Origin of the sequence: Paenibacillus alba (genome assembly GCF_013204855.1) — a bacterium.
In the GTDB taxonomy this organism is placed as follows: domain Bacteria; phylum Bacillota; class Bacilli; order Paenibacillales; family NBRC-103111; genus Paenibacillus_E; species Paenibacillus_E alba.
Window position 1 is genome coordinate 1 of sequence record NZ_JABMKZ010000046.1, and the last position, 26,863, is coordinate 26,863.

The 26,863-nt window shown below is 48.2% G+C and carries 25 protein-coding genes, 12 tRNA genes, 1 rRNA gene and 1 riboswitch; of the genes, 32 read left to right on the forward strand and 6 right to left on the reverse strand.

What is annotated here, in order from left to right:
- The first annotated feature begins 1 nt into the window (after position 1).
- From rrf to HQN90_RS33335, 19 genes are all read left to right on the forward strand, one after another.
- Positions 2-118 (forward strand): 5S ribosomal RNA (gene rrf / locus HQN90_RS33245).
- A 5-nt stretch (positions 119-123) separates the two neighbouring features.
- Positions 124-199 (forward strand) — tRNA-Asn (locus HQN90_RS33250).
- A 26-nt stretch (positions 200-225) separates the two neighbouring features.
- Positions 226-317 (forward strand) — tRNA-Ser (locus HQN90_RS33255).
- A 35-nt stretch (positions 318-352) separates the two neighbouring features.
- Positions 353-427 (forward strand) — tRNA-Glu (locus HQN90_RS33260).
- A gap of 26 nt (positions 428-453) precedes the next feature.
- Positions 454-529, forward strand: a tRNA-Val gene (locus HQN90_RS33265).
- Between the two features lie 32 nt (positions 530-561).
- A tRNA-Met gene (locus tag HQN90_RS33270) sits at positions 562-638 on the forward strand.
- 31 nt (positions 639-669) lie between these two features.
- Positions 670-746 (forward strand) — tRNA-Asp (locus tag HQN90_RS33275).
- A 19-nt stretch (positions 747-765) separates the two neighbouring features.
- A tRNA-Lys gene (locus tag HQN90_RS33280) sits at positions 766-841 on the forward strand.
- Positions 842-874: 33 nt separating this feature from the next.
- A tRNA-Leu gene (locus HQN90_RS33285) sits at positions 875-959 on the forward strand.
- Between the two features lie 331 nt (positions 960-1,290).
- A complete protein-coding gene (locus tag HQN90_RS33290; RefSeq protein WP_173227096.1) occupies positions 1,291-1,776 on the forward strand; it encodes an SRPBCC family protein in 486 nt (161 codons plus the stop codon).
- Complete coding sequence (locus HQN90_RS33295) at positions 1,773-2,084, forward strand: ArsR/SmtB family transcription factor (RefSeq protein WP_173227098.1); 312 nt, start codon at positions 1,773-1,775, stop codon at positions 2,082-2,084. Before HQN90_RS33290 ends, HQN90_RS33295 begins: the two co-directional genes overlap by 4 nt.
- 145 nt (positions 2,085-2,229) lie before the next feature.
- Positions 2,230-2,481: a DUF1450 domain-containing protein gene (locus tag HQN90_RS33300; RefSeq protein ID WP_173227100.1), complete on the forward strand. Its 252-nt coding sequence runs from the start codon at positions 2,230-2,232 to the stop codon at positions 2,479-2,481.
- Positions 2,482-2,595: 114 nt separating this feature from the next.
- Positions 2,596-3,105 (forward strand): ferritin, encoded by a 510-nt coding sequence (locus tag HQN90_RS33305; RefSeq protein ID WP_079418293.1) that lies wholly within the window; start codon positions 2,596-2,598, stop codon positions 3,103-3,105.
- 501 nt (positions 3,106-3,606) lie between these two features.
- A complete protein-coding gene (locus HQN90_RS33310; protein WP_173227102.1) occupies positions 3,607-4,068 on the forward strand; it encodes a hypothetical protein in 462 nt (153 codons plus the stop codon).
- A 31-nt stretch (positions 4,069-4,099) separates the two neighbouring features.
- On the forward strand, positions 4,100-4,798 hold the full coding sequence (locus HQN90_RS33315; protein ID WP_173227104.1) for an AIM24 family protein: 699 nt from the start codon (positions 4,100-4,102) through the stop codon (positions 4,796-4,798).
- A 102-nt stretch (positions 4,799-4,900) separates the two neighbouring features.
- Positions 4,901-4,975, forward strand: a tRNA-Gly gene (locus tag HQN90_RS33320).
- 9 nt (positions 4,976-4,984) lie between these two features.
- A tRNA-Arg gene (locus tag HQN90_RS33325) sits at positions 4,985-5,061 on the forward strand.
- Positions 5,062-5,083: 22 nt separating this feature from the next.
- Positions 5,084-5,160, forward strand: a tRNA-Pro gene (locus HQN90_RS33330).
- Between the two features lie 15 nt (positions 5,161-5,175).
- Positions 5,176-5,246, forward strand: a tRNA-Gly gene (locus HQN90_RS33335).
- A gap of 1,109 nt (positions 5,247-6,355) precedes the next feature.
- Here HQN90_RS33335 and HQN90_RS33340 read toward each other — a convergent pair.
- Positions 6,356-7,210 carry a polysaccharide deacetylase family protein gene (locus HQN90_RS33340; protein ID WP_173227106.1) on the reverse strand — a complete coding sequence of 285 codons (855 nt, stop codon included), beginning with the start codon at positions 7,208-7,210 and terminating at the stop codon, positions 6,356-6,358.
- 244 nt (positions 7,211-7,454) lie between these two features.
- On the opposite strand from HQN90_RS33340, the gene HQN90_RS33345 reads away from it, so the two are divergent.
- The 3 genes from HQN90_RS33345 to HQN90_RS33355 all read left to right on the forward strand — a co-directional run bounded on the left by HQN90_RS33345 (position 7,455) and on the right by HQN90_RS33355 (position 10,338).
- Entirely contained in the window at positions 7,455-8,384 is a 930-nt protein-coding gene (locus HQN90_RS33345) for an aldo/keto reductase (protein WP_173227108.1), read from the forward strand.
- An 80-nt stretch (positions 8,385-8,464) separates the two neighbouring features.
- A riboswitch (cyclic di-AMP (ydaO/yuaA leader) is annotated at positions 8,465-8,615 on the forward strand.
- 1 nt (position 8,616) lies between these two features.
- Positions 8,617-9,513, forward strand: a complete 897-nt coding sequence (locus tag HQN90_RS33350; RefSeq protein ID WP_246362958.1) for a C40 family peptidase — start codon at positions 8,617-8,619, stop codon at positions 9,511-9,513.
- A gap of 123 nt (positions 9,514-9,636) precedes the next feature.
- On the forward strand, positions 9,637-10,338 hold the full coding sequence (locus HQN90_RS33355) for a hypothetical protein (protein WP_173227110.1): 702 nt from the start codon (positions 9,637-9,639) through the stop codon (positions 10,336-10,338).
- Positions 10,339-10,342: 4 nt separating this feature from the next.
- Here HQN90_RS33355 and HQN90_RS33360 read toward each other — a convergent pair whose 3' ends face one another.
- Positions 10,343-11,797 (reverse strand): phosphodiester glycosidase family protein, encoded by a 1,455-nt coding sequence (locus tag HQN90_RS33360; protein WP_173227112.1) that lies wholly within the window; start codon positions 11,795-11,797, stop codon positions 10,343-10,345.
- A gap of 23 nt (positions 11,798-11,820) precedes the next feature.
- Entirely contained in the window at positions 11,821-12,990 is a 1,170-nt protein-coding gene (locus HQN90_RS33365; protein ID WP_173227114.1) for a glycosyltransferase family 2 protein, read from the reverse strand.
- A 96-nt stretch (positions 12,991-13,086) separates the two neighbouring features.
- On the opposite strand from HQN90_RS33365, the gene yyaC reads away from it, so the two are divergent.
- Together yyaC and HQN90_RS33375 are read left to right on the forward strand one after the other, a co-directional pair.
- Positions 13,087-13,623 carry a spore protease YyaC gene (gene yyaC, locus HQN90_RS33370; protein WP_173227116.1) on the forward strand — a complete coding sequence of 179 codons (537 nt, stop codon included), beginning with the start codon at positions 13,087-13,089 and terminating at the stop codon, positions 13,621-13,623.
- Between the two features lie 141 nt (positions 13,624-13,764).
- Positions 13,765-15,453, forward strand: a complete 1,689-nt coding sequence (locus HQN90_RS33375; RefSeq protein ID WP_246362959.1) for an ABC transporter ATP-binding protein — start codon at positions 13,765-13,767, stop codon at positions 15,451-15,453.
- Between the two features lie 482 nt (positions 15,454-15,935).
- On the opposite strand, the gene HQN90_RS33380 is transcribed toward HQN90_RS33375, so the two are convergent.
- Positions 15,936-16,520: a CcdC protein domain-containing protein gene (locus HQN90_RS33380; protein WP_173227118.1), complete on the reverse strand. Its 585-nt coding sequence runs from the start codon at positions 16,518-16,520 to the stop codon at positions 15,936-15,938.
- A gap of 161 nt (positions 16,521-16,681) precedes the next feature.
- On the opposite strand from HQN90_RS33380, the gene HQN90_RS33385 reads away from it, so the two are divergent.
- From HQN90_RS33385 to HQN90_RS33400, 4 genes are all read left to right on the forward strand, one after another.
- Complete coding sequence (locus tag HQN90_RS33385; protein ID WP_173227120.1) at positions 16,682-16,978, forward strand: hypothetical protein; 297 nt, start codon at positions 16,682-16,684, stop codon at positions 16,976-16,978.
- Positions 16,978-17,613, forward strand: a complete 636-nt coding sequence (locus HQN90_RS33390) for an HAD hydrolase-like protein (protein WP_275942644.1) — start codon at positions 16,978-16,980, stop codon at positions 17,611-17,613. Before HQN90_RS33385 ends, HQN90_RS33390 begins: the two co-directional genes overlap by 1 nt.
- Before the next feature lie 164 nt (positions 17,614-17,777).
- Positions 17,778-18,248 carry a signal peptidase II gene (gene lspA, locus HQN90_RS33395; protein WP_173227124.1) on the forward strand — a complete coding sequence of 157 codons (471 nt, stop codon included), beginning with the start codon at positions 17,778-17,780 and terminating at the stop codon, positions 18,246-18,248.
- Positions 18,249-18,351: 103 nt separating this feature from the next.
- The gene (locus HQN90_RS33400; protein WP_173227126.1) at positions 18,352-18,696 is read left to right on the forward strand and encodes a hypothetical protein; all 345 of its coding nucleotides are present in this window, start codon (positions 18,352-18,354) and stop codon (positions 18,694-18,696) included.
- Positions 18,697-19,253: 557 nt separating this feature from the next.
- Here HQN90_RS33400 and HQN90_RS33405 read toward each other — a convergent pair.
- Entirely contained in the window at positions 19,254-21,401 is a 2,148-nt protein-coding gene (locus tag HQN90_RS33405; protein ID WP_173227128.1) for a DNA topoisomerase III, read from the reverse strand.
- A 231-nt stretch (positions 21,402-21,632) separates the two neighbouring features.
- Between HQN90_RS33405 and HQN90_RS33410 the strand changes: the two genes are divergently transcribed.
- On the forward strand, positions 21,633-23,240 hold the full coding sequence (locus HQN90_RS33410; protein WP_173227130.1) for a sensor domain-containing diguanylate cyclase: 1,608 nt from the start codon (positions 21,633-21,635) through the stop codon (positions 23,238-23,240).
- Between the two features lie 110 nt (positions 23,241-23,350).
- Here HQN90_RS33410 and HQN90_RS33415 read toward each other — a convergent pair whose 3' ends face one another.
- Positions 23,351-23,794 carry an OsmC family protein gene (locus HQN90_RS33415; RefSeq protein ID WP_173227203.1) on the reverse strand — a complete coding sequence of 148 codons (444 nt, stop codon included), beginning with the start codon at positions 23,792-23,794 and terminating at the stop codon, positions 23,351-23,353.
- 178 nt (positions 23,795-23,972) lie between these two features.
- Here HQN90_RS33415 and HQN90_RS33420 point away from each other — a divergent pair, with 178 nt between their 5' ends.
- From HQN90_RS33420 to HQN90_RS33430, 3 genes are read left to right on the forward strand one after another with little or no spacing between them, the layout of a single operon-like run.
- A complete protein-coding gene (locus tag HQN90_RS33420) occupies positions 23,973-25,034 on the forward strand; it encodes a DUF7847 domain-containing protein (RefSeq protein WP_173227132.1) in 1,062 nt (353 codons plus the stop codon).
- Positions 25,031-25,684: a DUF4129 domain-containing protein gene (locus HQN90_RS33425; protein ID WP_173227134.1), complete on the forward strand. Its 654-nt coding sequence runs from the start codon at positions 25,031-25,033 to the stop codon at positions 25,682-25,684. Before HQN90_RS33420 ends, HQN90_RS33425 begins: the two co-directional genes overlap by 4 nt.
- The gene (locus tag HQN90_RS33430) at positions 25,668-26,858 is read left to right on the forward strand and encodes a DUF4350 domain-containing protein (RefSeq protein WP_173227136.1); all 1,191 of its coding nucleotides are present in this window, start codon (positions 25,668-25,670) and stop codon (positions 26,856-26,858) included. Before HQN90_RS33425 ends, HQN90_RS33430 begins: the two co-directional genes overlap by 17 nt.
- Positions 26,859-26,863: the final 5 nt, after the last annotated feature.

Here is a 26,863-nt window from a genome sequence, read left to right on the forward strand (position 1 = left end):
GTTTGGTGATGATGGCGGAGGGGACCCACGCGTTCCCATCTCGAACACGACCGTTAAGCCCTCCAGCGTCGATGGTACTTGAACCGCAGGGTTCTGGGAGAGTAGAACGTTGCCAAGCAGTTTTCCCTGATAGCTCAGTTGGTAGAGCACTCGACTGTTAATCGAGTTGTCACAGGTTCGAGTCCTGTTCGGGGAGCCATTTTTATAACATACCAGGCTTTTCATGGAGAGGTGTCCGAGCTGGCCGAAGGAGCACGATTGGAAATCGTGTAGGCGTCACAAGCGTCTCGAGGGTTCGAATCCCTCTCTCTCCGCCATATCTAGCTTATACATCTGAGAAGCCTGTTTACGAGGCCCGTTGGTCAAGTGGTTAAGACACCTCCCTTTCACGGAGGTAACAGGGGTTCGAGTCCCCTACGGGTCACCATTTATTCCCACAGATTAATATCCCATGGAGGCTTAGCTCAGCTGGGAGAGCATCTGCCTTACAAGCAGAGGGTCGGCGGTTCGATCCCGTCAGCCTCCACCATATTACTTCTTGGAATCAAATATGCTTAATGACGCGGGGTGGAGCAGCCCGGTAGCTCGTCGGGCTCATAACCCGAAGGCCGCAGGTTCAAATCCTGCCCCCGCAACCAATCTTCTTGCAGAAGATATTGTACATATTGTGGAGCTGTGGTGTAGTGGCCTAACATGCCTGCCTGTCACGCAGGAGACCGCGGGTTCGAATCCCGTCAGCTCCGCCATTTTTTTAATCTTGGCCATGAGTCATTAGCTCAGTTGGTAGAGCACCTGACTTTTAATCAGGGTGTCGTAGGTTCGAATCCTACATGACTCACCATTCTTTGATCCTAGATCAAAGTCTATTTTATTTGCGGTCATGGCGGAATTGGCAGACGCGCACGGTTCAGGTCCGTGTGGGCTAACCCCCCGTGGAGGTTCGAGTCCTCTTGACCGCATCAAGCCTTACAAAAAACCCTTCCAATGAAGGGTTTTTTTCTTTTTCTGTTTAACATGACATGTATGTCGATGTAAGGCCCCAAAATAGGTCATTCAAGGCTCTCGATTATCGGTTGTGGCAAAGCAAAGGGTGTGAACAACCCTAGGAAATCGCGGAGTTATTCTCGATGACCTTAAGATTGTAGAAACTAAGAAGAAATTCCTTTGGATGTAGTCCATCTTTCCCTCCGGAAAACTGCGGTTCTCAATATTATATTCCTTTACAGTTATATAACCTAATGGTAATATATATAATGTAATATGGTAATAAGTGAATTGGAGGGGAATGGCATGGACGGCAGGGTTCTACAATATGAAGGAAGACATGTGGTTAGTTTCGAGCGTTTTCTGAATCATCCGGTAGAAAAAGTATGGAGGGCGATAACGTCTCCCGACCGGATTGTCAATTGGTTAACTGCTCATGCTCAATTTGATCTGATCGTGGATGGCCAGATTACATTTCGGTGGGAGAACGGCGATCTGGTGCATGGGAAATTCACCAAGGTAAATCCCCCATATGAGTTGGAGTACACATGGCAAGAGAAGACTTCAGGAAAATCATTGGTTCGATGGGAGTTGAGTGATTACGATGAGGGATGCCTTGTTCACCTGACTCATACGTTCTACGAATCCGCTATAGTTGCTGATTATCTGGCGGGCTGGCATGTTCACCTGGAGATGCTGGATATGATCCTTCAAGAGAAGCATGTCGACTTCCCTTGGGAGCGTGTTAAGGAAATGCATGAAAAGTATGCTTCTGTAATAAGTGAATTATGAAAAATAATATATTTGAAGTTTTGTCGGAACCGCACAGACGGTCTATGCTAGATCTGCTGCGCATTCGCGAGCGGTCAGTCGGGGAGCTTGTAGACAAGTGTCAACTGAGTCAACCAGGAGTTTCCAAGCATCTTAGAGTATTACGAGAAGCCGGATTGGTAGAGGTACGATCCGTATCACAAAAAAACATCTATTCCATACGCCCGGAGCCGCTTCAAGAAGTCGATAGGTGGCTGGAGTCATATCGTCATTTCTGGTCCAGCAAGCTTGATGATCTTCAGACCTTGCTTGACCAAGAGGAAAATTAGATACTCAAGAGTTTTCTTTATTCCTTTTACTAGGACTAGGGGAGGCTCTTTTTTTTGCATTCATCGAAATTTGTTGTTGACATTGATTATTATTATCACTAATATCGAATGTAGCGGTTGATGTAACTGGCGGGGAGAGATCGAGATGAAAACGATTAAATACTGCTGTAGAAACGAGAAGTTCGGGTCCAAACAAATTTTTAAATCCTTGAAAAACGAATATCCTGACCTCAAGCAGAAGAAGAAAGATTGCTTAGGTAACTGTAAACATTGCAAGAAAGAATGTATCGCGATGATCGGTAAAAAAGAATTGCTGTGCGCGGCTTCGCCTGATTTACTTTATGCTCGGATAAAACAAATTATTGCTGAGTCCCGAGCTGAAAGCGTGATGGCATGAACATAGATCTGTTAAAATTATTACTTCCGTTTGTATTTGTATGCGGAGTTCTGGTAATCTTGTATGTATGGGGAATTAACAAAAGATAACCATACAGAAGGGATGTGTGCATCAATGTTGAACGATACACTAACTGGTGCTCTCAATGAGCAAATGAACTATGAGTTTTACTCCGCGCACGTCTATTTAGCGATTGCAGGTTATTGCGCAGCAGAGAGCTTGGATGGCTTCTCCAATTTTTTCAAGGTACAAGCGGAAGAAGAGAAGTTCCATGCCATGAAGATTTTCAAATATATCAATGATCGCGGTAAAAAGGTATCTTTCGCCGGGATGGAAACACCAGTCAATGAATACAAGTCGATTCTTGACGCTTTCGAGCATGCTTACCTGCATGAACAAGAGGTAACAAGACGTATTTACCATCTGTCTGACCTGGCACTGAATGATAGAGAGCACGCGACAATGCAATTCCTCAAATGGTTCATTGATGAGCAGGTTGAAGAAGAAGCGATGTTCGACAGCATTATCAATAAGCTTAAGCGTATCGACAAAGACAGCAATGCTTTCTATATGTTGGATGCTGAATTTGCACAACGCTCGTTCACGCCACCGGCAGCGGAATAATTACATATGATTTTATGAAAAGAGACTTACCTGTTTCGCGATATTTGGCGAAGGGTAAGTTTTTTTTGATGGTTAGATTTAGCCAAAACGTATAAAAGTTATTATTCAGCACCAACAAAACCACAGATCGTGGAATTCGAACCTATTCGCTACGGAACGATTCAAGGAAAGGGGGACCGGATCGTCAAGCCTTCTCTCAGGCTGCGGAGGCACTTTATACGCTTTCTTACACGATCAAGGGGATTTATAAGAAAGCAGAGCAAGACTTCACTGTGGTCAAGCTGGAGGGCTTGTGGTGGTGTTAGTAAAGTCCTGCTTGTTCCAAGGGAAGAATGGCGCTGGAAGCTGTTGAGATTTATTTATCAGACCCGAGAAAAGTAGAGCCTTCGAGAATGAAGACGATTTTGCGGTATCCTATTCAGGAGATAGAAGTGGTGGAGGGGTGATTTTTGCTGTAAGATAGAAGAAGATGTCGAATTGAGCGCAGGGGAGGGACGGCAGATGCAGGCACAAACACGCTATATTGCTGGAATTGCAAAAGGTATAGGTATACTGGTCATTTTGATCGGGTTTATGTATCCTGCATCTGCCGCCCAGGCTTCTTGGTTGGATCGGATCAAAGATATTTATGAGCTTCCGGAGAATGTGCAGCAAATTCAGAAGGACTATGAGGCGACTAAACAGCAGTTAGAGGATCAAAGAGACAAGCTATCCGAAACGATACAGCGGTCAAAAGAAACAGAAGAGAAACTTTTAGGGCAAAATGATGCGCTTAAGAAGGAAAATGAGCAGCTGCAAGAGCGTTTGAAAGCAATGGAACAGGTCGCGCTAGATAAAGACAAGCGGAATAAGAAAATCCTTTATATGGCTGTGACGGCTGTTTTATTAGTGGTGCTTTATTTTGTGCTTGGACGCGTGTTTCGATTTATCGTCTGGCGGAGGCAAAAGCGTCATATGAGATAATAAGTTTTAGCTAATGGGGAGGTCAGCAGAGATGGAGGTATCCTTCGAGAAATCAAGCTCACAGGCAAGGATGGCCACTTTGCGCCTAGATAAGGATGAGTCCGTTCACGTGCTGCATCCCAATCAGATCGTAGCGTTTCAAGGGAGATCAGCTCAGCGAGAAGATTCTTTGATGAAGCTGCCCAGCATGTACAGGAAAAAACGATTCATTCAGTCGCGTGTCCGCGGCCCGGCAAATGTAATGTTAGGACTGCCCGAAGGGTACAGCATGGCGGTTGTGCCTATTGGACCTGATGATGATCTCTTGTATGAATTTCGGCATGTGCTGTTCTATACAGAGGGGGTTAGTTTCACTTCTCATTTGCAAAATGTTAAAAATACTTTGATCACGCAGGATCTCGTGAAGATGATGTTTAAAGGTCCCGGTACGTTGGGGCTTCTGTCCACAGGACCGATCTATCAAATGGCGTTGGATGCGAAGGAACCCCTGTACGTCGATATTAGCTGCCTTGTCGCTTACCCGCGGAATGCTCAGCTGCGTTTATGTGTGTATGGGAATACACTGGCCAGCCAGCACATGAATTATCATTGGGAGATCACGGGGAAGGGGCATGTATTGATGCAGCCCTGTAAGCCGGATCGCAAGCTGGATGAGCATATGCAGAGCGATAGTTTGCTTCGCCGTATTGCCAAGGAAGTCATACCTTTTGGCGGTATTTTCATCAAATAAAAAAAGATAATAAAAAACATTTGCAATTGTCTTGGAATCCTGATATATTATTCCTTGTCGCCTCTGAGAAACATCGACGAAAGCGGCAAGTAATAGACCCATGCGGAAGTGGCTCAGCGGTAGAGCATCGCCTTGCCAAGGCGAGGGTCGCGGGTTCGATCCCCGTCTTCCGCTCCAACTTTATATGCGCCCTTAGCTCAGCTGGATAGAGTATTTGACTACGAATCAAAAGGTCGGGAGTTCGAATCTCTCAGGGCGCGCCATTTTCATCAAGCTATACAATATCGGGACGTAGCTCAGCTTGGTAGAGCACCTGCTTTGGGAGCAGGGGGTCGCATGTTCAAATCGTGTCGTCCCGACCATCAATTTCATAACGCGCGGGCGTAGTTTAATGGTAGAACTTCAGCCTTCCAAGCTGATCGCGCGGGTTCGATTCCCGCCGCCCGCTTTAGAGTTTTTAGAAAAGACCACCTTTGGGTGGTCTTTTTTTTGTTTTTTTGGGGAAGGGGAAGTAGGGAAGGAAGAAGTGGGAGTGGAGGGAGGAGTAGGAGGCCAGGAGAGTAGAAAAGGGAAAAGGACAAGGATGGGGAGTAAGTATGGGCAGGATTGATTGGTGGAAGAGAATGTGGGGAAGGAAGCAAGTGAGGTGGGAGTGGAAGGAGGAGTAGGCGGACAAGGGGGAGTAGAAAAGGGGAAAAGAGCGAGAAAGGGTGGGGATGGTAGAGGAGGAAGTGTGGGGTAGGATTAATTGGTGGAAAGGAATGTGGGGAAGGAAGCGAGTGAAGTGGGAGTGGAAGGAAGAGTAGGAGGACAAGGGGGAGTAGAAAAGGGGAAAAGAGCGAGAAAGGGTGGGGATGGTAGAGGAGGAAGTGTGGGGTAGGATTAATTGGTGGAAAGGAATGTGGGGAAGGAAGCAAGTGAGGTGGGAGTGGAAGGATGAGTAGGCGGACAAGGGGGAGTGGAAAAGCGAAATGGAGCGAGTATGGGGAGGGAAGGTGTTGAAGGCGGACTATCTTCAGTGTGTGCACCAGATAACAATCTAAGTTGGACGCGCGTCCAACAATATTCGCTGATGGCCTACATAGGAAGCCGTGTAGTTAGAATTTGGATTACTCCAGCCGTGGCTAGCCTTCTGAACTAGGAGAAGCGCTGGCTCATAAGCTATTTTTACTGTGGAGGTTACATTAAAGAGTTGAGCATCTTTCAACTCCATGTGTTTGTGCCCGTGGCTTCCATTGAGCAAGGCTGATGGTTCACAGATTCTGAAAGCCTGCGATTATGCAGGCTTTTCAAGCTTTCTCAGCCTGAAATCAGGAAAAGGCCTCAAAAGCCTGCAGAAACGCAGGAATTTACTGTTTCAAGCTATTCCAACGAGAAAAAAGATGCACTTTTGCAGGTTTATGAAAAACGCAGCCGGTATCCGGGTGCCTTAGAAGCAAGCGCTCACTGGCTCGGAGGCGCGAGGATACACGCAAAAGAACAGGCTGTCCCTCAAGTAGTGTTTCTACTTGTAGACAGCCCGGAAAGGATGACGCAGCAGGTGCCGCGTCTTGCAAATTATTTACTCGGAATGGTAACTAGTTTATAGCCTTTACTTTTAATGCCTTTAATAATATCAGGGAGTGCGGCGATCGTTGAAGGGTGATCATGCATGACGATGATGCTGCCGGATTGGACTTGGGCGAGAACGCTTTTGGCAATGGCTGCGGCGTTGGTGGATGACCAGTCCTTGGTGTCTTCGTTCCATAACACCATGCTCATATGGTTGTCTTCCGTAATGAGTTTCGTATCGTTATTGTAAGCACCGTAAGGTGGACGGAATAACGTTATCGGATTTTTGTCCCATTTGGCGAGCTTGTCGAGGCCAGACTTGAACTCTTTGAGCTGATCGTCGTAGCTCATTTTGGTCATTTGAGGATGGGTATCGGAATGATACCCCACAACATGTCCATCGTACACGGCTTGCGAGACAGACTCGTGATATTTTTCAGCATTTTGTCCAAGGAAGAAGAAGGTGACATGTGTGTCCAACTCTTTCAGGATCTTTAACAGCTTGGAAGTATCTTTGGTGGGTCCGTCGTCGATGGTGATTGCGACTGTACCCTTACTCACGCTGAACACGGGTTTCAGTGCGGAGACCCGGGCAGATTGGCTCGACTTCACGATAACGGGTTCTTCTTTGGGTGAGCCTACCTCTTGACCTATGGAGTCTTGTTCTTTGGTGTCAGGGCTGCTCGCAGCACCTGGTTTGGCAGAAGGTGCCGGAGAAGCCGCTGGCGTTGGAGAGACTAGAGCAGCAGGCGCCGTTTTTTGTGAATTTAAGGTTTGCACAGCTGTGGAGGATTGCTCGCAGCCTGCTAAAGCAAGTGGTATTAGGGCAGTTATTGCCCACATTGTTCGTGTTCTTTTCATGAGATTCACCTGGCTGTATAAGAGATTATAATAGGATATGAATATGACGTTCGATCTAGCGACAAGTTCATAGTTAACTTAAGGTTTGTGAAAGCCAGTGCTTCCACTGCCGAGCATCTACTATCCTAACACTAATGTGAATTGAATGTCATCCTATCTTGGCAAAGAAGAGATGGAAGCGTATACTAATTATTGTTAACGTGTGCATATAGGCAAAATAATAATAGGAAAGAGGTCGGCGAATATGAACGTGAAGAAATTAGGACGAACTGGTTTTGATATCTCGACGATAACTTTTGGCTGCTGGGAGCTGGGAGGAGGTCCTTGGGAGTTTACGAACGACCAGAACAACATTCAACTCCTTCGGAAAGCATATGAGCTGGGCATCACCACCTTTGATACAGCGGAAGGGTATGGCAATGGACATTCCGAAGAAGTTGTCGGAGAGGCTTTGGGTGACGTACGCAAAGAATGCATCCTTACGACCAAAGTCAGCCGCAGTAATTTAAAAGCTCAGGACGTCCGCAGGTCGGCAGAAAATAGTTTGAAGCGTTTAAAAACAGACTATATCGATATTTATTATATTCACTGGCCAAGCTTTGACGTGCCGGTCGAAGAGACATTGTCTGAATTTGTGAAGCTGAAAGAAGAAGGACTAATTCGAGCCATTGGCGTATCTAATTTCTCCATAGATCAGCTCAAAGAAGCAGTGAAGTATGCACAAATTGACGTAATCCAGCCTGAATACAGCCTATTGCATAGAGCTATTGAGAATGAAATGGTTCCTTTTTGCCAAGAACACCACATTGGCATCATGAGTTACAGCTCTATAGCCAAGGGCATCTTGACAGGAGCTTTTCATTTGCAAGGAAAGGCGCTTAAGGAGGGGGATTTCCGAGCGGAAAGAAGACTGTTCCTGCCTGAGCATTTGCTTGCGGAGAAAGAGCTGCTGGAGGCCATGCAAGAAATGGCTGTTGCCAAAGGCACGAACGTCACCCAAATTGCTATCGCGTGGCTGCTGCATCAAGAAGCGCTGACATCCGCGATTATCGGCACACAGGACGAGCACCATCTGGCAAACAATTTACAAGCGGCAGCCCTGTCTTTGTCCGCAGCTGAGTTAGCAGCCTTGAACACGATTAGTGATCGGGTCTTAGCCGTTATTGGCTATTAAATAGGCTAGCAAACCGTTTTGGCGATAGTTTCCATTTCGCAAAAGTTGTAACTATCAGTCGAACTGTGCTAGTCTATCATAGACAAAAAATGCCGAATCCAAGAGCAGCAAAAGCTCTTGGTACGGGGGACTTCTTTACTTGGGGTGAATGATCACTTGGCTTGCCGAGTGCGCTAGGGAACCTCTTCCCGAACCCGTCAACTAACCTCGGAGGCTTCAAGGAGGCAAGGGTTTGAAAGTTTTGGCTAAACGGTTTATTTGTTCCTGCGCAGTAGTTTGCGCCGCAGTACCCTTCTTTGCAGCACCGGTTGCAGAGGCTTCGCCAGCTGACCGTCCCGTGAAAGTTCAGGTCAACGACGAATTGCTGCAGTTTCCGGAAGTACAGCCTTACATTGATGAACAAGGTGTCATGCAGGTTCCACTCAGAGTTCTATCTGAGAAGCTTGGCTATCAAGTTAGCTGGGCTAAGCAAGCAGACGCGATTGTGGTCACACTGCTGAACAAGCAGCAGTCCATTCTACTGGTCACTGATCAGCAGCAAGCTATCGTCAACAGCAAGAAGATCAGCTTAGAGAGCAGCCCAACCGTCTATCAAGGCAATACATACGTTCCGCTGCGTTTCATTACGGAAACGTTCGGTTCCCCGATAGAATGGAATGATGCTAATCAGATTGCGATTGTGGATGTGGACAACAAGTCCCACAAGCCAGCTTGGATTGCACCGCCACCGCCACCGCCGCCTGTCATGAAAGCTGCCGCTGTGGCTGCTCCATCTTTGACCGATCAGATTGTGCAGACAGCCAATGCGTACATGGGGGTTCCTTATGCTTGGGGAGGCACGACGCCAAGAGGGTTTGATTGTTCCGGCTTTGTGCGTTATGTGTTTGAGACCAAAGGCATTGATCTGCCTCGAACATCGGCCGAGATGCATAGTTCGTTAAGCAATTCGGTGACAGATTTGAAGGTTGGGGATTTGGTTTTCTTCGCCGCCAAAACGGTGAATCATGTAGGCATTTATTTGGGCAATGATCAATTCATTTCAGCTACTACTTCCAGAGGCGTTACCGTGGAGAGTCTTTCCAGCTCGTATTGGAGTGCAAGGTACGTCGGAGCGAAAAGAGTCTTGTAATTAACAACTTCATCGAACATGTGTTTTCTATGAATCTTTCAACCGGAAGCATAGAAAGCAGATGTTCTTTTTTTGTGCGGAATCTTGCGATTTTTATCGAATTTTTATGGATTTTAGCCTATAATGAAGAAATGTTTGGAAGAAAGAGCAGGTGACACGAACGCGATGCAATTAAGTGTCTGGAAAAGCTGGTTTCACAAAAGAAAACATTTGGATCAAGCCGATAGCGTGTACACCGTGGAACAAGGGCCTGCTATTCCGGAAGAGCTTCGTGACGTGATAAATCAATTTTTTCGTACGTATAACCATTTCAAAGGGGCAAGAAGCTTACAAACGGATACGTTTATAAGAGAAGTTTTTTATGCGACGAAACAAGATCCCAAAGATCAAAGATCGATCGAAGAGATGGAAGCTTATATTCAACACAAAAACAAGCAGCGCCTGCGATTGAAATCCTATGTCATTGATGAGTATCTAAGTTTGAGCGAACATATCCGCATGATCGGCGTTACAAGGGAATTCAGTAATAATCAGAGAAATCGTGTGCTTTATTTTATTATAAAAGAGGATGCCTCTTGGCGGTTTCACCATATAGCAAGGTCGCATCATGGAACCGTTCTGGATAAATTCCAAGTGAAAGAACAAGTTGGCTTCGTGGTAGGGAATGAAAGGGCTGCTCTGCTTTTTCTGACACACGCAAGCTCCTCGGATGCCACGTCCTTCATGATAGGCGACTATGTGCATGTAGAGGGTTACTTGGAAGTCGAGCAAGAGGTGAGCAGCCAGTTGTACTACCGTGTTGTCCGAATGAATCGCGTACACTAAACCTTTAGAATGTAAGGGCTGCCCGATAGAGGGCTTGATCCCACTTGACACTTCCCCCCAAGGATTCCATGATCGCCCTAAGCGGCATATAAATATGACCGTCTACGATAGTAGGCGCCTCAGGAAGCGCAACGGATTTGCCATTTACTTTCATGACGGATTGATCCGGGTGAAGCTCAAGTCGCGTTGTCCCATATTGTACGCTTAATGTACGGGTATCTCCTTGCCATTCAAACTTGGCACCGATTCTTTCCAATATCCCGCGAAAAGGGACCATACTGGTTTCCTGCAATAAATACCCTCGAAATTCATGGACGAATTGTCCATTCACCTCAAGTTGAATCTGTGGATGATCCAACCGCTCTACCACGAACGCATTGCTGAGCGCACGTCCCGGACTTCGCAGCATGGAGCCGTTCGCATACAACGCTGAGCTTGCTCCCCCGTCCAAATTCATAGCATCCGTCAGTCCTAGTTTCAAAAGCACTTGCGCCATATCAGCCATCGTAGCCGTAGAAAGCGTCCCCATCACAAGTTGACGGGAAGCGTCGACTCCAATGAAGCTGCGCACATTAGCGCTTGTCGTAATCTTAGGATCCGTAAACCCATCCCGCTCAGCATCCAAATCAATAACACCGTCCGTAAGGAGATGAGGTCCTGCGCCAATAGCGGCATCAATCGCCGGCAGTTGAACCGCAGCGCCGGTATCTTCATTATGAAGAGAAGAAATCAGCTTCGCTGTATCCCCGACATGGATACTCGGCAGCACATGAGTGCGATTATTCGCGCTATTGCCTACTAAGAGTACATACCCATCTTCGGGCATATTGACGCTATCTGTCGTAATAGCGGTAACTAGATCTTCTCTTATGACAATTTTCGTTGAGTTGGGGAATTGAATAGAGGAACCGAAGTCACGCGTGTACCAGACAACTTGATCGTCGACATCCTCGCCCCAGTACTTATTTACGCCCCATGCAGTGAACGTGTAGGCTTTGTTTTGATGCGTAACGCTTATCTGCTGCTCGGTTTGCAAGCGCTGCAAGCCAGCGGTTTTGTTTGCGTTCACGAGGAAGGCAGGATTTAAGCCGGAATGAATGATTTCGCCGGAGCTTACGAGCAATCCGTTCGGGTAGCGCTTGGTTTCATCTTTTTCATAAGAGTCAAAAAAAGTCCCGTTAATCCCCGCGATCGCATGATTCCTGCTTAGCATGGAGGAGAAGGCTTCATCATGCCCAATACCTTCCTCAGCGGTTACTGGTTTAACACGCAAGTAGGGATCGGTAAGATCGACGGTGACCCACTGCGCAGTAAAGGATTTTCCATTATAAGAAACAGTCTGACTATGAGTTTGGACAGTGCCTTGAGCGGAAACAGAAGCAGGCAGAATAATGGCAGCTGAAAGCAAACAGCTCATGATAAATGTGTGTGACAAGATGCGGTAGCGCGTATGCGGCATTGCGGTTATCTTCCTTTCAGAGGTCATTTCTTCTTTAATTCGCGGAGGGAATAAAACGTTCCTCTCCAATAGATGCCACCTTGTTTCCAGGTAAGCCACACGGATCTGATGATGGTGTAGAGGAGCAGAGAGGCACTGACAGGAAGCAGGTAGGCTTCCTCAGCGCGTTTATCCATCAGGCGAGTCATAAGCTTGCGATACAACCAAATCTGCAGGATGACATCGAGCGCATAAATCGCTCCCCGCCAATCCCAAAGGCTAATCAGACCTAGCCAAGGCAGGATAAAAAAGATCAGCTGTCCAAGACAAGCGAGTAAAGCGATCGAATAGCTGTAGCGGAAGCCGGAAAACAGGTTCTTCTCCAGTCCAATGACAGCAGCCTTCAGAGTAGGGTACCATTCCACTTGGAGGATATGCTTGCCGGATAGAACCTTTTGACGAAAGCCTGCTTTTTTGAGAGAAATGCCTAATTGAAGATCATCGTCAGGTCTTAGCGCAATGGCTTTGTGAGTACCGATGGCTTCATAGGCGCTGCGGCTTACCATGTTGAAAGCGCCGATTCCGATGCCAGGCTCTCGGGCATTATCCAGATTGGCACGCCATGGACGAACGAACAGCGAGAATGAAAAGAGAAAGAAATGAACAAAGCCTTTGAGCAGAGCGCCTCGCGCAATCATGTTGGGCGTCAAGGTCAGATGCTGCACATCTTTCTCTTTCATGTAAGTGACAGCATCCGTAATGGCGTTTGGCGAGAACAGAATATCGGCATCTGTAAAAAGTAAATATTGCCCTCTAGCCTGCTGGTAGCCTTGATAGAGCGCATGGTTTTTGCCAAGCCAGCCATCGGGCAAATGGGTGATGTGGATGATTTTCAGCGGTGTAGAGATCTCCGATTTGTTCTGCGACCATCTCCGCAGCTCGTCAAGTCGGACGCCGGTGGCATCCTGAGAGCGGTCATTAACTGCAATGATCTCCAATCGTGGATAATTTTGCGAAAGCAGATGACGGACCGTTTCGAGAATGGTGCTTTCCTCTTCTTTGGCAGCAATAATGACTGAAACAAGCGGAGGCTTGTCCGGAAGCTTGAGGGATCGAGGCAGTGTATGCAGAAGATGCATGCCATTGTGCGCATCATACGTGATATAAAGCCAGTAGAGGAGGGTCAGGATTGCGATGATGCCGAGGGTGGACATGGCCTACCTCCTTATGAAAGAATAGAAGTTGACCGCATTATATCATTCATCGGGGATGATGGGAAATTTGGCAAGATGCGTGTGAAGGAGGCAAGGATGGCGGAGAAACGGTCGCAGCGCAGCGAGAACTATTGGAAAAAGCTTAATGGCGAGCAGCTCGCCCTATTTCTGGAAACGTTAAGGGTTGAAGCAGGAATGGAGCCGGATCAGCTGGCTTTTGTATGCATAGGAACAGATCGATCTACAGGAGATTCGCTTGGACCTTTGGTGGGGAGCAAGCTTGTGGAGCTTGGCTATCGGTATGTGATCGGGACATTAGAGGCCCCCTGTGATGCCAGTAATATCGAAACCCGGCTGCTGGAGGTTCCGGAGGGCTGTGTGGTCATCGCCATAGATGCTTGTTTGGGACTGAAGCTGTCCGTAGGTATGTTTCAAGTATCCAATCATCCGTTGGCACCTGGAAAGTCAGTAGGCAAGGTGCTGCCGCAGGTTGGCGATTATACGATTGCAGCTATTGTGAATACGGATGGGCCGAGGCAGTATAATATTTTACAAACCACTTCACTCTACCATGTGCTCAGGATGGCTGATGAAGTGGCACAGGCGATTCAGTATGCTTTTCCTATCAGATAAGCAGCTTAGGATGGAACGGAGAGATGAATGATGGGACCAGGAGGTATGGGGCGGTTATCCGACAGGAATCGGCCTAAGGCGAAGTTAAAGGATGTTTCGATCAAAAGGATTTTGGGTTTATTTCGCGGGTATAGAGGACAGTTGGCTGTCATTATTGGATTGGCGCTGCTTGCCGCAATTGTTGGCTTGATCCCGCCACTCGTCATGAAAGAAATCATTGATAAGGCGATTCCGCAAGGAAATATGAAGCTTCTAGCCGAAATGGCGCTGCTGATGGTTGTTCTGCCGGTCTTAAGCGGTATGCTGGGCGTGTGGCAAAATCATTTGAATACCAAGGTAACCCAAGGGGTTATCCGGGATTTAGGGCAGTCGCTGTTCCATAATTTGCAGCGCCAATCCATGGCGTTCTTCACGGATGCCCGGTCGGGCGAAATCGTTCAGCGCATAACGGGAGATGTGCAGGCTGTGCAAAGTGTCGTCACCTCACTCGTTGTCTCCTCGATCACGCAAATTGTCGTTGTTGTTTCGACCATTGGCATTTTGTTCGCGCTGGATTGGAAATTGGCCATTATCTCTGTGCTGATTCTTCCGCTCTTTATGCTGCCTGTAAAAAAGGTATCCAAGATGCGAAAAACACTTCGCACCGAAACGCAAAAGGTGCGTTCGGATATCTCTTCGCAGCTTAGCGAAAATTTCGGCATCTCCGGTGCTTTGCTGACACGCATTTTTGGCAGAGAGCAGCAGCAGGAGAAGGAATTCACAGCGATGAATCAAAAGGTTATGGATTTGGAGCTGCGTCTTAATCTCGTTGGCCGCTGGTTTGGCATGGCAACGAATACGCTGGGACCGCTGGGCACAGCGATTATCTACATGTATGGCGGTTACTCAGTCATATCCGGCAGTATGACGTTGGGCGCGATTGTCGCGTTCGCAGCGTATCTTGGACGGTTGTATATGCCGGTAGCCACGCTGCTTAACCTGCAGGTCGAAGTAGCTACGGCGCTGGGGGTGTTCCAGCGGATTTTTGAATATCAGGACATGGTACCGGATGTGCTGGACAGCAAGGATGCGCGGCCGCTCGGGCTGGCCGCGGGGCGTGTGGCGTATAAGCAGGTTTCTTTTGCTTATCAGCCTGGGCAGTATGCGCTGCGGAACGTTACCTTTGACGCGCAGCCTGGAGAGATGATCGCGCTCGTCGGGCCCAGCGGCGCGGGGAAATCAACGCTGATCGGCATGATCGCGCGGCTGTATGACCCGACGGAGGGCATCGTCGAGGTGGATGGCGTGGACGTCCGTGATGTCCAGCTTGCCACGCTGCGTTCGCAGATCGCCTACGTGACGCAGGAGTCGTTTCTGTTCCACGCGACGATTGGCGACAACCTGCGCTTCGCGCGGGAGGACGCTACGCGTGAGGAGATGGAGGCTGCGGCACGCCAAGCCTACATCCACGACTTCATCATGTCGCTCCCCGAAGGGTACGACACCATGGTTGGAGAGCGCGGACACCGGCTATCCGGCGGCGAGCGCCAGCGAATCGCGATTGCTCGCGCGATCCTGAAGCGCCCGCGCATCCTCATCCTCGATGAGGCGACATCGCACTTGGACTCGGAATCCGAGTCCTATGTGCAGGCGGCGCTCGAGGAGCTGATGCAAGGGCGCACGACGCTCGTGATCGCGCACCGGCTCTCCACGGTGCTGGCCGCCGATCACATTCTGGTGATCGAAGCGGGCGGCGTCGTGGAGCGAGGCACGCACAGCGAGCTGCTCGCTTTGGATGGGCTGTACGCAAGGCTGTACAGCACGCAGTTCGCCAAAGCCGCCGAGGCTTAGGCGGGTGGAAGAGAGACTGACAGGCTCCCCTTTTGGGGGAGCCTGTTTGTTGTTGTGCGCATGCGCCGCGCCAACTTGAGGGATGGGCTGAGCCCGCCAAAAAAGCCGTCTCAGCCGCAAAAAGTAACCAAAACCCTCCGAGCCTGCCCAAAAGGCAGTCTCGGAATAGAGAAAGCCCCCAACCCCCGCCAAAGCAAGCTGAGCCCGCCAAAAAAGCCGTCTCAGCCGCAAAAAGTAACCAAGTGCCCTCCGAGCCTGCCCAAAAGGCAGTCTCGGAAGAAAAAAAGCCCCCAACCCCCGCCAAAGCAATCCGAGCCCGCCAAAAAAGCCGTCTCAGCCGCAAAAAGTAACCAAGTGCCCTCCGAGCCTGCCCAAAAGGCAGCCTCGGAAGAGAGGCCCCAACAAAAAAAAGCTGAGCCCGCCCCAAAAAGGGGACGTCTCAGCAACAAAAAAATATAAGCCGAAGCCGGCTCCAAAGCTAATTACTTCGCAATGTCCACATTCGCCTGCGATGCAGAGCCATCGGTTTTGTCGTCTGCCGCCAAAGCTGCAGGGTCCAAGTTGGCCTCCTCACGAAGCAGGTAGCTAATGAACAAGACATAGTACGACACGATGATGAAGAAAACGCCAGCAGTCAGCGGGTCTTTTGAAAATTGTGTCAGGTCGACAGGGTTTATGCTCGATGGGTTGGCAGTTGCGTTCGTAGCAAGGCTGATGAAAGCGACGCGATAGACTACGCGGCCGAGAAACAGCACAAGCACGGCAATTTCCACCCATAAGTGGGTGCGATAGTACCAGCCATCCAAGCGATGCTCGAAACGGGTGTGGCGAATGGCCGTGAGGCCGAGACCCGCACCAGCGGCTAGCCCAATGATATAGCCGATGAAATGGATGGGGTGAATAAAGCCCAGCAGGAAAATGAAGAGTCCCAAGATGCTGAAAAGGATGAGGCGGAACTTAAGTCTGCCGCGGGAAAGCTTTTGAAAGCCAATGGTGCGCTTCGTTCGGCGATAGATAAAGAAGCCAATAATGACGAAGGGAATGGCATAATGCAACCAATCTTGCACGAAACAACCTCCAATCGGAATTTTCTTTCCTTATTGTAGCAAATTTAGGCAGCTTGTCATGAGAAATGTTATTCCGTTTACAAAAAACTGTCATACACTTAATAGTAGAGCGATAAACTTACTATTACACACAAAATGTGCCGCAAGGAGTTGACTGACCAATGGCTCTCATTACTCACGTTAATGTATGTAATGCCGACAACGAAATTTACTGCTGTCTTCGCAATAAAATAGTGAAGCTGGATGTTCAGCAGAAAGAACAGTTCTGCCAAGGTTGTAAAATGTATGCTGGTGAGGCAGACGGTTATGCACGCGGGGTCACCTGCGTCTGGGAAGATGTCCGTGTGGTTAGCAATCCGCATGTGGCTGTAGATCCGATTGAGGAATTTACGCATAATCAAATCCGCGAAGTGCCGCCCGAGAGTCCGGCCTTATTTTTATATACGACTGAATGGTAATGGTCAAACACATCCTTTTTGATTTTGACGGGACCCTGGTGGATTCTAGAGCATTGCTCGTAAAGTTGTATAATGAAATGGCTGCGCAGTATCAATTCCGGATGATTCGTGATCAGGATCTGGCGCTTCTGCGTTCGCTTTCGATCTCTGAGCGGGTAAATCGGTTGGGCGTTCCTGTCCTCCAAATTCCAAAACTAGTCGTAGCGGGCAGGCAGATGTATCAAGACAATATCCGTGCGCTGCACATTGTACCTGGCATGAAAGAGGTCATTGCCCGCATTTCAGCGCAAGGGATACGCAGCTCGATTCTTTCTTCTAATTCCGAAGGGAATATTCGGACTTTTCTCAAGAACAACAGGATGGATGGCGCGTTCAAGGAGATCATTTCGGCAAAGCATCTTTTTGGCAAACACCATTCAATTCGGAAAGTGATGAAACAGTGGGGGACGCCACCTTCAAAGATGATCTATGTCGGTGACGAGCTAAGGGATATTGAGGCCTGCCAGAAATTGGGCGTGCCAATTATTGCTGTGACTTGGGGATATGACTCACCGCGCCTATTACTTAGCGGGAAGCCCGATTACTTGGTGAACTCACCGAATGAACTGATGAGGACACTGCTGGCATTAACCTGAGAGATAAGGTTCGGAGGAGCTGCAATCGGCTGCCGCAGACGAGGTCTGAGGTAGTTTATTTGCGTTGTTGGCTTATTGGAAACCGCAACATTCGCAGTCGGGTCCAATCATCGTGTAAAATAGAAAGAACGGGTGAACGCTGCCTTCAGGAGGGGTGTCAGGTTATGTTATTTTATCTTATTATCTTCATCGTCACGGCGATTGATCAAATTACCAAATACAAGATCCGGTCTATTCTGAGTGTTGGGGAATCTATGCCGTTTTATAAAGACATTATATCGTTTACGTATTATCAAAATACGGGCGCAGCTGGCAGCACCATGCAAGGGTGGGCACGTTATTTGGGAATACTGGCCGTTCTGATCGTGGCTGTTATTATTTATTATTGGAAAAAAGGACGCATTCAAGGCATCCTCAAGCAATCAGGTGCGGCTTTGCTGGTAGGAGGAGCCATAGGCAATGGGATCGAACGGTTGCTCTTTGGGAAAGTAACGGATTTCATCGTCTTTCGCTCAGGCAATGGGGTGATGAATTTAGCGGATTTAGCGATTAATTTAGGCGTTGTGCTATTTGTACTGGACATGTTTTGGAGCTATAGACAGTCCCTTGGCCGCAAAAATAAAGTTTTTGAATAATGTGGGTCTTTTAAACTATAGATGTAGATCAAAAGTACTATTTATGATATCCTTCAGATAGACGGTTTATAACCGAGTTGATGTTGAACTGGGGGATGATGATATGAGGCCGGACAGGCAGGCACTGATTGATGAATTTTTTGTTATGGTTCGCAAATTAAATCGGACAGGTTCCGATATCATGCATGTGAGGGAATTTTTCTGGGGAGCTTCCGAGATTCGCGCTTTCGTCCCTCCTACGGTAGAGTTTATGACAGTCCTCCGCACATACAATGCTGTTTTATTTCACGAGTTCCGCAAATCATTGGTTCCCAATACAAGTATGCATATCCTAGCAAATGTTCATATGGAAGCTGGGGAAGCGTTGATTAGTCTTGGAATTACGAGCCTGGAAGAGCTGCAGATGGCGGTCAAAGGGAAAATTACGGCATTAGCCCAAGAAGGATAAAGGGACTTTCCCTAAAAGATAGAGCACAGCCGATCAGAGGAAAAGAGGTCGTCTCAAAAGTAACATTGTTGAAATGTAAGTCAGTTTCAATCAATAGAAAACGGCATATTGGAATAACAAATATGTAAAAAACAAAGAAATCTCTCCTTTTGGTCAAATGGTTGGGTGGTACCTCCATTTTGCCAAAGAGGGATTTCTTTTTGTTACTTTATTCTCTGTCTCTGTGGCCTCTAGGGAGGTGTTTTTTTGGATTTTACTGGATAAACTCCAGTCAAAGTAGCATTTCCACCTTCCGAAACCCAAAAACACTGTAGTAAGTCCAATGTTTTCGGGTTTGCGGCCTCTAGGGAGGCGTTTTTTTTGCATTTCACTGGATAAACTCCAGTTAAAGTAGCATTTCCACCTCCCAAACCCGATGACACTGTAGTAATTCCAGTGGAATTTGGCAGCAGGGTTGGGGTTGCAGTTAGGGTTAGGCGGTTCACCGTTGAGCTTCTAAAACAGAAGGGCTGCCTCGCAGTCATTTTCGACTTTTGAGACAACCCTTTTCTTGTGGATTATTCGTCTTTTTTCTGCTGCATAGCAGCTAGCAGCTTGTCGGCAAGTGAGTTGCCGAGCTGGGTCTGATCGGAGAACTTCTCGATCAGCTGGCGGTTCATCTTGGCAGAGGCGCGTCGGCCGCCGCCTGTGGATTCACTATCGACTTTCTCCACGAAATTGCAGGGACGGCATTGAAAATATTTGCCGGCTTTGCCGTTGTGGATTTCCATTTTTTTGTGACACTGCGGACAACGATGGTTGGTCAGCTGCCCGTCAGCTTCGCGTTTGTAGGAGCACTCACGACTGGAACAGACGAAGTAACGACCACGTTTTCCTTTCACTTCTTGCAGGAATTCACCGCAATCCGGACATACGCTTCCGGTTAGGTTATGCGGTTTGTAGGCGGCTGAGCTTCTCTTGACTTCCTCAACAAGCTCGACTGTTTTCTTGCGAATCCCGCTAAGGAACTGGTCCATGCTTCCTTTGCCCTTGGAAATTCGTTCAAGCTCGAGCTCCCAGCGTGCGGTCAGCTCTGGAGAACGAAGCTCTTCGGAAGCCAGCTCGATGAGCTGAGTGCCTTTCCCTGTTGGAATGAGTGAAGAACCTTGGCGCTCAATGGTGTCAGAAGACACAAGCTTCTCAATAATATCTGCGCGAGTGGCTGGCGTGCCAAGGCCCCATTTCTCCATTTGGGAAAGCAGGGAGGCTTCGTTGTACCTAGCCGGCGGTTTCGTCTGGCGGCTTAGCTGGCGAGCGTTCTTGACGGTAACGGTATCTTTCTCTTTGGCTTGAGGCAGCAGTTGCGACGGATCTTCATCCGTCTCGGCTTCATCGCGATCCGGGTCGGTGAAATCGACGGTGCCGTAGACATCTTTCCAACCGGCTTGTTTCACGACTTTACCGGATGCGTAAAGTTTTTCGCCGGCAACTTCGATCGTCAGCTTCGTTTCGTCATAACGGCATGGGCCACTGAATAAGGCAAGAAATCTACGTAAAATAAGGTCGTACAGACGGCGTTCGTCGGCGCTTAAGGTAGTTAATGAAATAGCTTCTCCAGTTGGGATGATGGCATGGTGATCGCTCACTTTGGAATCATCCACGATGCGTTTCGTTATGGTTAAAGGCTTGCGTATAAACGGTGCGGCAAGTGCCGCATAGGGGCCAATTGCAGCGCCTTTGAGTCTGCCAAGCAGAGTCGGTACCATGTCTGATGTCAAATAGCGTGAATCGGTACGCGGATAAGTGACGAGCTTATATTGCTCATACAGCCTTTGCAGCACATTGGAAGTCGTCTTGGCCGAGAAGCCGAATTTGCGGTTCGCATCGCGCTGCAGCTCAGTGAGATCATAAGCCAGCGGATGCGGGATTTGCTTTTCGGTTTGACTCACTTGCTGGATTTTGCCGCTTTGGCCCTGCAGCTTGGCTTTCAGGGCATCGGCGCGCTCACGGTCAAATATACGCGTATCGCCTGTTTTGGGGTCCCGCCATATCGCGCGGAAAGCCCCCAGCTCCGCTTCGATCAACCAATAGTCGACGGACCGGAAATCTCGGATTTCCACCTCGCGGCCCGTCATCATCGCCAGCGTGGGCGTCTGCACGCGCCCAGCAGACAAGGACGCGCCGAATTTGCTGGTCAGCGCGCGCGTGACATTGAGGCCGATCAGCCAATCGGCCTCAGACCTGCAGACGGCTGCCTGATACAGCCGGTTGTAGTCCGTGCCAGGCTTCAGCTGCGCGAAGCCTTCGCGAATCGCCTGATCCGTCTGCGACGAGATCCAAAGCCGTTTGAACGGCTTTCTCCAGCGGATCAGCTCCATGATCCAACGCGCGACGAGTTCGCCTTCGCGCCCCGCATCGGTGGCGATGACCAGCTCCGCTAGATCGCCACGTTTGCTTAATTGCTCAATCGCACGATATTGCTGTGAGGTTTCCTTCATAACTTTGAGCTTCATGCGCTCTGGCAGAATCGGAAGATCCTCCAGGTTCCAAGTTTTGTACTTGGCATCGTAATCCTCAGGCTCAGCCAAGGTTACCAGATGGCCAAGCGCCCAAGTGACAACATATTTGGCACCTTCATAATGGTGCTTTTGCTTCTGATTACAGCCGAGAACACGGGCAATTTCTTTGGCCACGCTCGGTTTTTCGGTGAGTACGAGTATTTTCATTGGGAACACGACCTCATTTCTTTCTACAAATCAGCATAATGGAAACAAGGTATATTTTCAAATCATAAACGGTTGCGAGGGGTTGTCCATTGCTCCTGTACATCGTACTAATTCAGCAATTCTGATAAATATTTTTGTGTGAAATGTCAAAAAAGTGTGAATTTTGTCTGTTCTTGTCTCTATTTAAAGGTATAATAAGGATATGTAGGATAAAGAGGGGTCAAAATCAGAATGGGACGCAAGTATGCTTTTTTTTCAAATCAAACGATCAAAATGAGGTTTCAATTATGGATTGGCCTTGTAGTGGTCCTCTTTGCTTTTTCCATTATTGTTACCTTTTACCTCATAGAGAAAAAAGACCGCTTACATGAAGCGGAAAATCAATTAAAGCAAGTAGTCACCCTGCAAAGTCTCTATATCGAGCGATGGAATAAGGAAAAGCTTGATGTCATCAAGCGGTTCGCGGTATCGGATAATGCGAAGTTTCACCGGATTGGCGAATTAAGGAGAGAATTTCAAGATTATGAGCGCGTAGGTTCAGAATTCGCATTGATTAGCTTTGTGGAAGAAGACGGATATATTCGCTCAGAAACAGATCCTACGCTGAAGGTATATGTGGGAGATCGGGATTATTTTAAGTATGCGATGGATAAGAAAAACTTTATCTCCGGTGTTGTCTACTCCAAGGATACCGGAATGCCCATCATTACCTTCTCCGTACCGGTTCTGGGAGACCAGAATGAATTTCGAGGCGCTGTTGTCGGAATGATCCGACTGGAAATGCTGAATAAATTAATGAAACAGCTCAGCTTTGGTGAAACCGGGGAAGTCTATGTGCTCGATCGGGACGGTAAAGTAGTAACGGCTTCAACAGATGCAAGCAATGATCCTACGTTCGTCCAGACACAGATGACATCCGAAATTATTCAAAGGGCGAAGGCCAAGAGTAATGATACTAGCGCGTACGTTGGTTTCCACGGAGATATTGTCTATGGTCAATACAAGTGGGCATCGGGAAAAAGCTGGATTATTGTTGGCGAGATTACCCAAAAAGAAGTCTTTGAAAGTCTTAATCAATTGAGTATTACGATTATTGTCATTTCGCTAATTGCCCTCATCGTAAGCATATTCGCTGGGATGACGATCGCTTCTCGGATTGAAAAGCCAATTCGGTATTTGCTTCGCGCTACGAAAATCATTCAAAATGGCAACTATGATTATCAAATTAATCCAGAAAAGATCAAAATGGCGCCGATTGAATTGAGAGAACTGTGCGATACGTTTAATCTGATGTCCGAAAAGCTAAAGACGAATATTACGCTGCTTGAACATTCTGCTCTGGTCGATCAATTGACAGAGATACATAATCGGCGGTATATGATGCTGGAAGGCAATGAACAGCTGCTGGCCAATATCGCTGCCAACCAGACATGTTCGGTCATGATGCTGGATATCGACCATTTCAAAACGATTAATGATACGTATGGCCATTTGGTGGGGGATCGTGTTCTGCAGCATGTGGCTTCGCTTCTTAAGCATTATGCCGGCGCGGGCACGATCGTTGCTCGTTATGGCGGTGAAGAGTTTATTCTATTGGTCCTTCGCAGAAACGCACAGGAGAGTGTTTCCTTGGCAGAGGATCTTAGAAGGCGTTTGTTGGATGAACCGTATGTGAATGGGGAATTGACTGTGAAGCTGACAGCGAGCATCGGTGTAGCCGAATATTCGCAAACGTTGGAATACGGAACGATGATTTTGGAAGATATGGTTTCGAGAGCGGATCACGCGCTTTATCGTGCCAAATCGGGAGGCAGAAACAGAGTGGAGTTAGATCGCTGAAGGTGTTTCAGTATTCCTACTCTCTTGGGAACTTCAAAAAGCCTCTATCCTACTTAGTAGGATAGAGGACTTTTTAGTTGTCGTTGATTGTGAGATGTTTTTCTGCGAGATTAATTTTCGATGATAATGCCGCTTAATTTGAGATTGACCAAGTTAGCAATTGTATCTCCAACAGGGCAAGTTTCTTCTAGAAACTTAACAAATTCTTCAACCTTCTCTTTGGGTGCGTCTGTTTTGATATGAAAAGTGTAACGAATATCCGAATATCCAGGACGGACATCGGACTTTTTAAAGAACCCGTCCAAATCCAGATCCCCTTCAATTTCAACTCGGAAATCCTCAAGATGAATATTAAACTTTTTGGCATATACTCTGGCTACAATCGATTGACATGCTCCCAAAGAACCAAGCAATGCCTCAACAGGATTCATTCCCGTATCTGTTCCACCCAAACTTTTTGGTTCATCAATCGTAAACTCAAAGTTTCTGGAACTAACCTTGACAACCACACCTTCTTGCAATTGGGCTGTCGCTTTAAATGTTGTAGTAGCTATCATACTCACTCCTTTGGCGTATTTATTCCAAATAATAATACCATATAATTCCTGTAGTTTTAATATGAAATTAAAATCAATTCATAGACGAAATGGTTTCAGGCGATAGCAAGGATCACGGATTCGGGTGTATAATAGTCAAGTAGTTAGTAAATTACCAACATTTGGGGGGTTATCCATGCAAAGCACGCCATTAAGACCAATGGGAATTGGGAGAATTTTGGATCGCAGTTTCCAGTTGTACCGTAAACATTTTGTGGCTTTAACATTAATCATGCTGATCTTATTCGGTCCTTTCTATTTGCTCCAGCATTTGCTGATGTATCAAGAGACGGCAAGTTCATCCGCTTCCATTCTTGATCAAATTCGAAGTGGCAAATCGCTGGAGGATATGTTCGGAGCGGATTCTTACTTACAAAGTAATCCAGCTGCGCAAGATCCAGAGTTCATCTGGAGAGCACTTCTCCTGATGATCGTGTTAGTTCCTATTATGCTTCTTGGCCTTTTTCCAGCCTCTATGGCTTCTGTGGTTCACTTGGTTAAAGCTAACTTGCTGGGGGAAGAGACGCCGAAGGTCGGACAGCTCTTGAAGAAATCGTTTCGTCGATTCTGGCCGTTAGCAGGTAGTACCTTTCTCTATGGGCTGATCATGTTTGGATTATACATAGGTCTTGCGATTGTAATTGTTATTTTTGCCATTGTATTCGCACTGGGAGGAAGCTTCTCGAGCGCTGTAGGAGGTTCAGGCGGGGGAGGGATGGTCTTAACCATTTTATTCTTTATCCTGCTGGGGCTAGGCTCGCTGTTTGCTTTTGCTTACTTTTGTATTCGGTGGAGCTATTATTTGCCTTTTGTTGCCTTGGAGGAAGAATCCATTGGGCTCGGACGCAGCTGGAAATTAACACGAAGCAGCTTCTGGCGCTTATTGGGCATGTATGTTGTGCTAACGCTCATTCTGTATTTGTTTTTGGCTGTTATTCAATTGATTATTGCGGCTGTATTTGGCTTAGGTTTATGGGCGCAGCTGCTGCAAAGCTTAATATCCATTCTCGTTATGCCTTTGTGGTATTTACCTTACGCGGTGAGTTTCTTTGATTTGAAGGTACGAAATGAAGGCTTCGGTCTTGAAGCTATGATTGAGCATACAATATCTTCCTCACCTTACGATAAGTCGGAGGAATTGGAGCCGTTTGACCCTTTTGATGACCCACAACCTATTAATTTGGATAAAAAAGAATGATTCAAGCAAGCTTTGCCGCATCTTTGCAAGAAGATAAAGAGCAATTAAAAAAAATTCTGGAGCAAAAGGAATATAAAGCTTATGAGCTCAAGGACCATGAATCCTTCTGGTCTTGGTTAAAGCCTTTGTTCCGGAAGCTGCGCAGTTTGCTGCCTGATTTTGAAGTTTCTGACACGGTCACAGACTGGTTGACCATCGGTGTGATGATTGTACTTCTGGGCATTGCTGCTTTTGCGATTTATTGGTTCGTGAAGCAGTTGATCTGGCAGCAAAGGGCAAAGGCAGAAACGTTTTTGCCTGAAGGGGAAATCAGTCGTTCTTACCTTTATTATTGGCAGCAAGCTGCTGATCTGCGAGAAATGGGTGATTGGAGAGAAGGCGTACGTTCGGTCTTTCTTTCCCTGCTGTTTTTTCTGGAGGCCGAGCGTATGATTCGGGTGGAGAAGTGGAAGACGAACTGGGAATATGCAGAGGAGCTGAAAGGATCGGCTTCGCTGCTCATCCCATTATTTGAAGAAAGCTCACTGCTTTTTGATCGTATCTGGTATGGGAAAGAATTGGTGACAGAACAACAATTCATATGGATGTATGAACAAATTGCTCGGGTAATTGACAGGAAGGAGGGCTTGATCCATGAAAGGGCTGAATAAGCTGCACGTGGGACTAGCGCTCAGTATCCTGCTGTTTCTTGCATTAGGTTATGGGCTGGTGAAGCCGAAGCTGCCAGATCAGCCTCCATATCTTTCCTTTTCCACTGATACCGATGGGACTAAAGCATGGAAGGAATTGCTTACCACGAAGCAAGCAGCTGTGAAAGAATGGCGGCTGGATTGGAAACATCTTCCTGGCGGGACGTCCATGCTGCTTGTTGCGATTCAGCCATCGGGCGTGACGAAGGCGGATCGGGAACAACTGCTGGAGTGGGTTCGCAAGGGGAACGACGCGGTGTTGTTTGATCGTGAGCCGGAAGGCTGGGAGATGTGGGAGACGGAGCTTGCTGATGGCGAAGAAGCGCGTGGAAATAAGGCTGCGAATGAGAAAAAGACGCCCTCTGCTATGAAGGCTTCGCCTGATTATCTGCAAGCAGAGGGTAAGTTCACAGGTACGGTGGAAACGCCGTACCGGATTCAGGCGAGCGGAGCTGGGCAAGCGCTGTTCGAGGATGAGCGCGGCGTGCTCGCCAGCCGCATACAGGAAGGTGCAGGCAGCATCACGATGGTGCTGACCCCGACCTGGATGCAGAATGGGACGATTGATGAAGCGTCCCATTTCGAATTGATCTGGCCGCTGTTCGCGAAGTCCTGGGATGCCGTGTGGGTCGATGAGACCCATCACGGCTTCGGGACGAAGCCCGGACTGCTGGCCGTATATCCCGCGTGGCTGGTGCTTGCCAGCGTGCAGCTTGGTCTGGCGCTGCTGCTGTGGCTCTGGCTGCGCGGCAAGCGCTTTGGGTCCGTGCACACGCCGCGGGCGTGGACGGTTCGCCGCGGCGACGAAGGCGTGCACGCCGTCGCCGCTTGGTATGAGCGCCTCGGCTACCAGCGCGAGGCGCTTGCCCACCAGCAACTGTTCCTGCGGCAGCTGCTGCATCAGCGCTGGGGGCTCAGCCCCAGCGCCAGTGCTTCGCAGGCCGCGGAAGCTGCGCGCGGCCGGTTGCCTGAGGCGCAGGCGGCGCAGCTCGCGCGCCTGCTGGCGGAGCCGCCGGCTGCGGGCGGCGGCCCTGAGAAGCCCCGCGCTGCGAAGCAGCGGGGCGTGAGTACACGAGCGTTCGTGCAGCGAACGCGTGAGATGGGCGAGATCATCGCCTACTTGGAGAAGGAGTGAGCGTA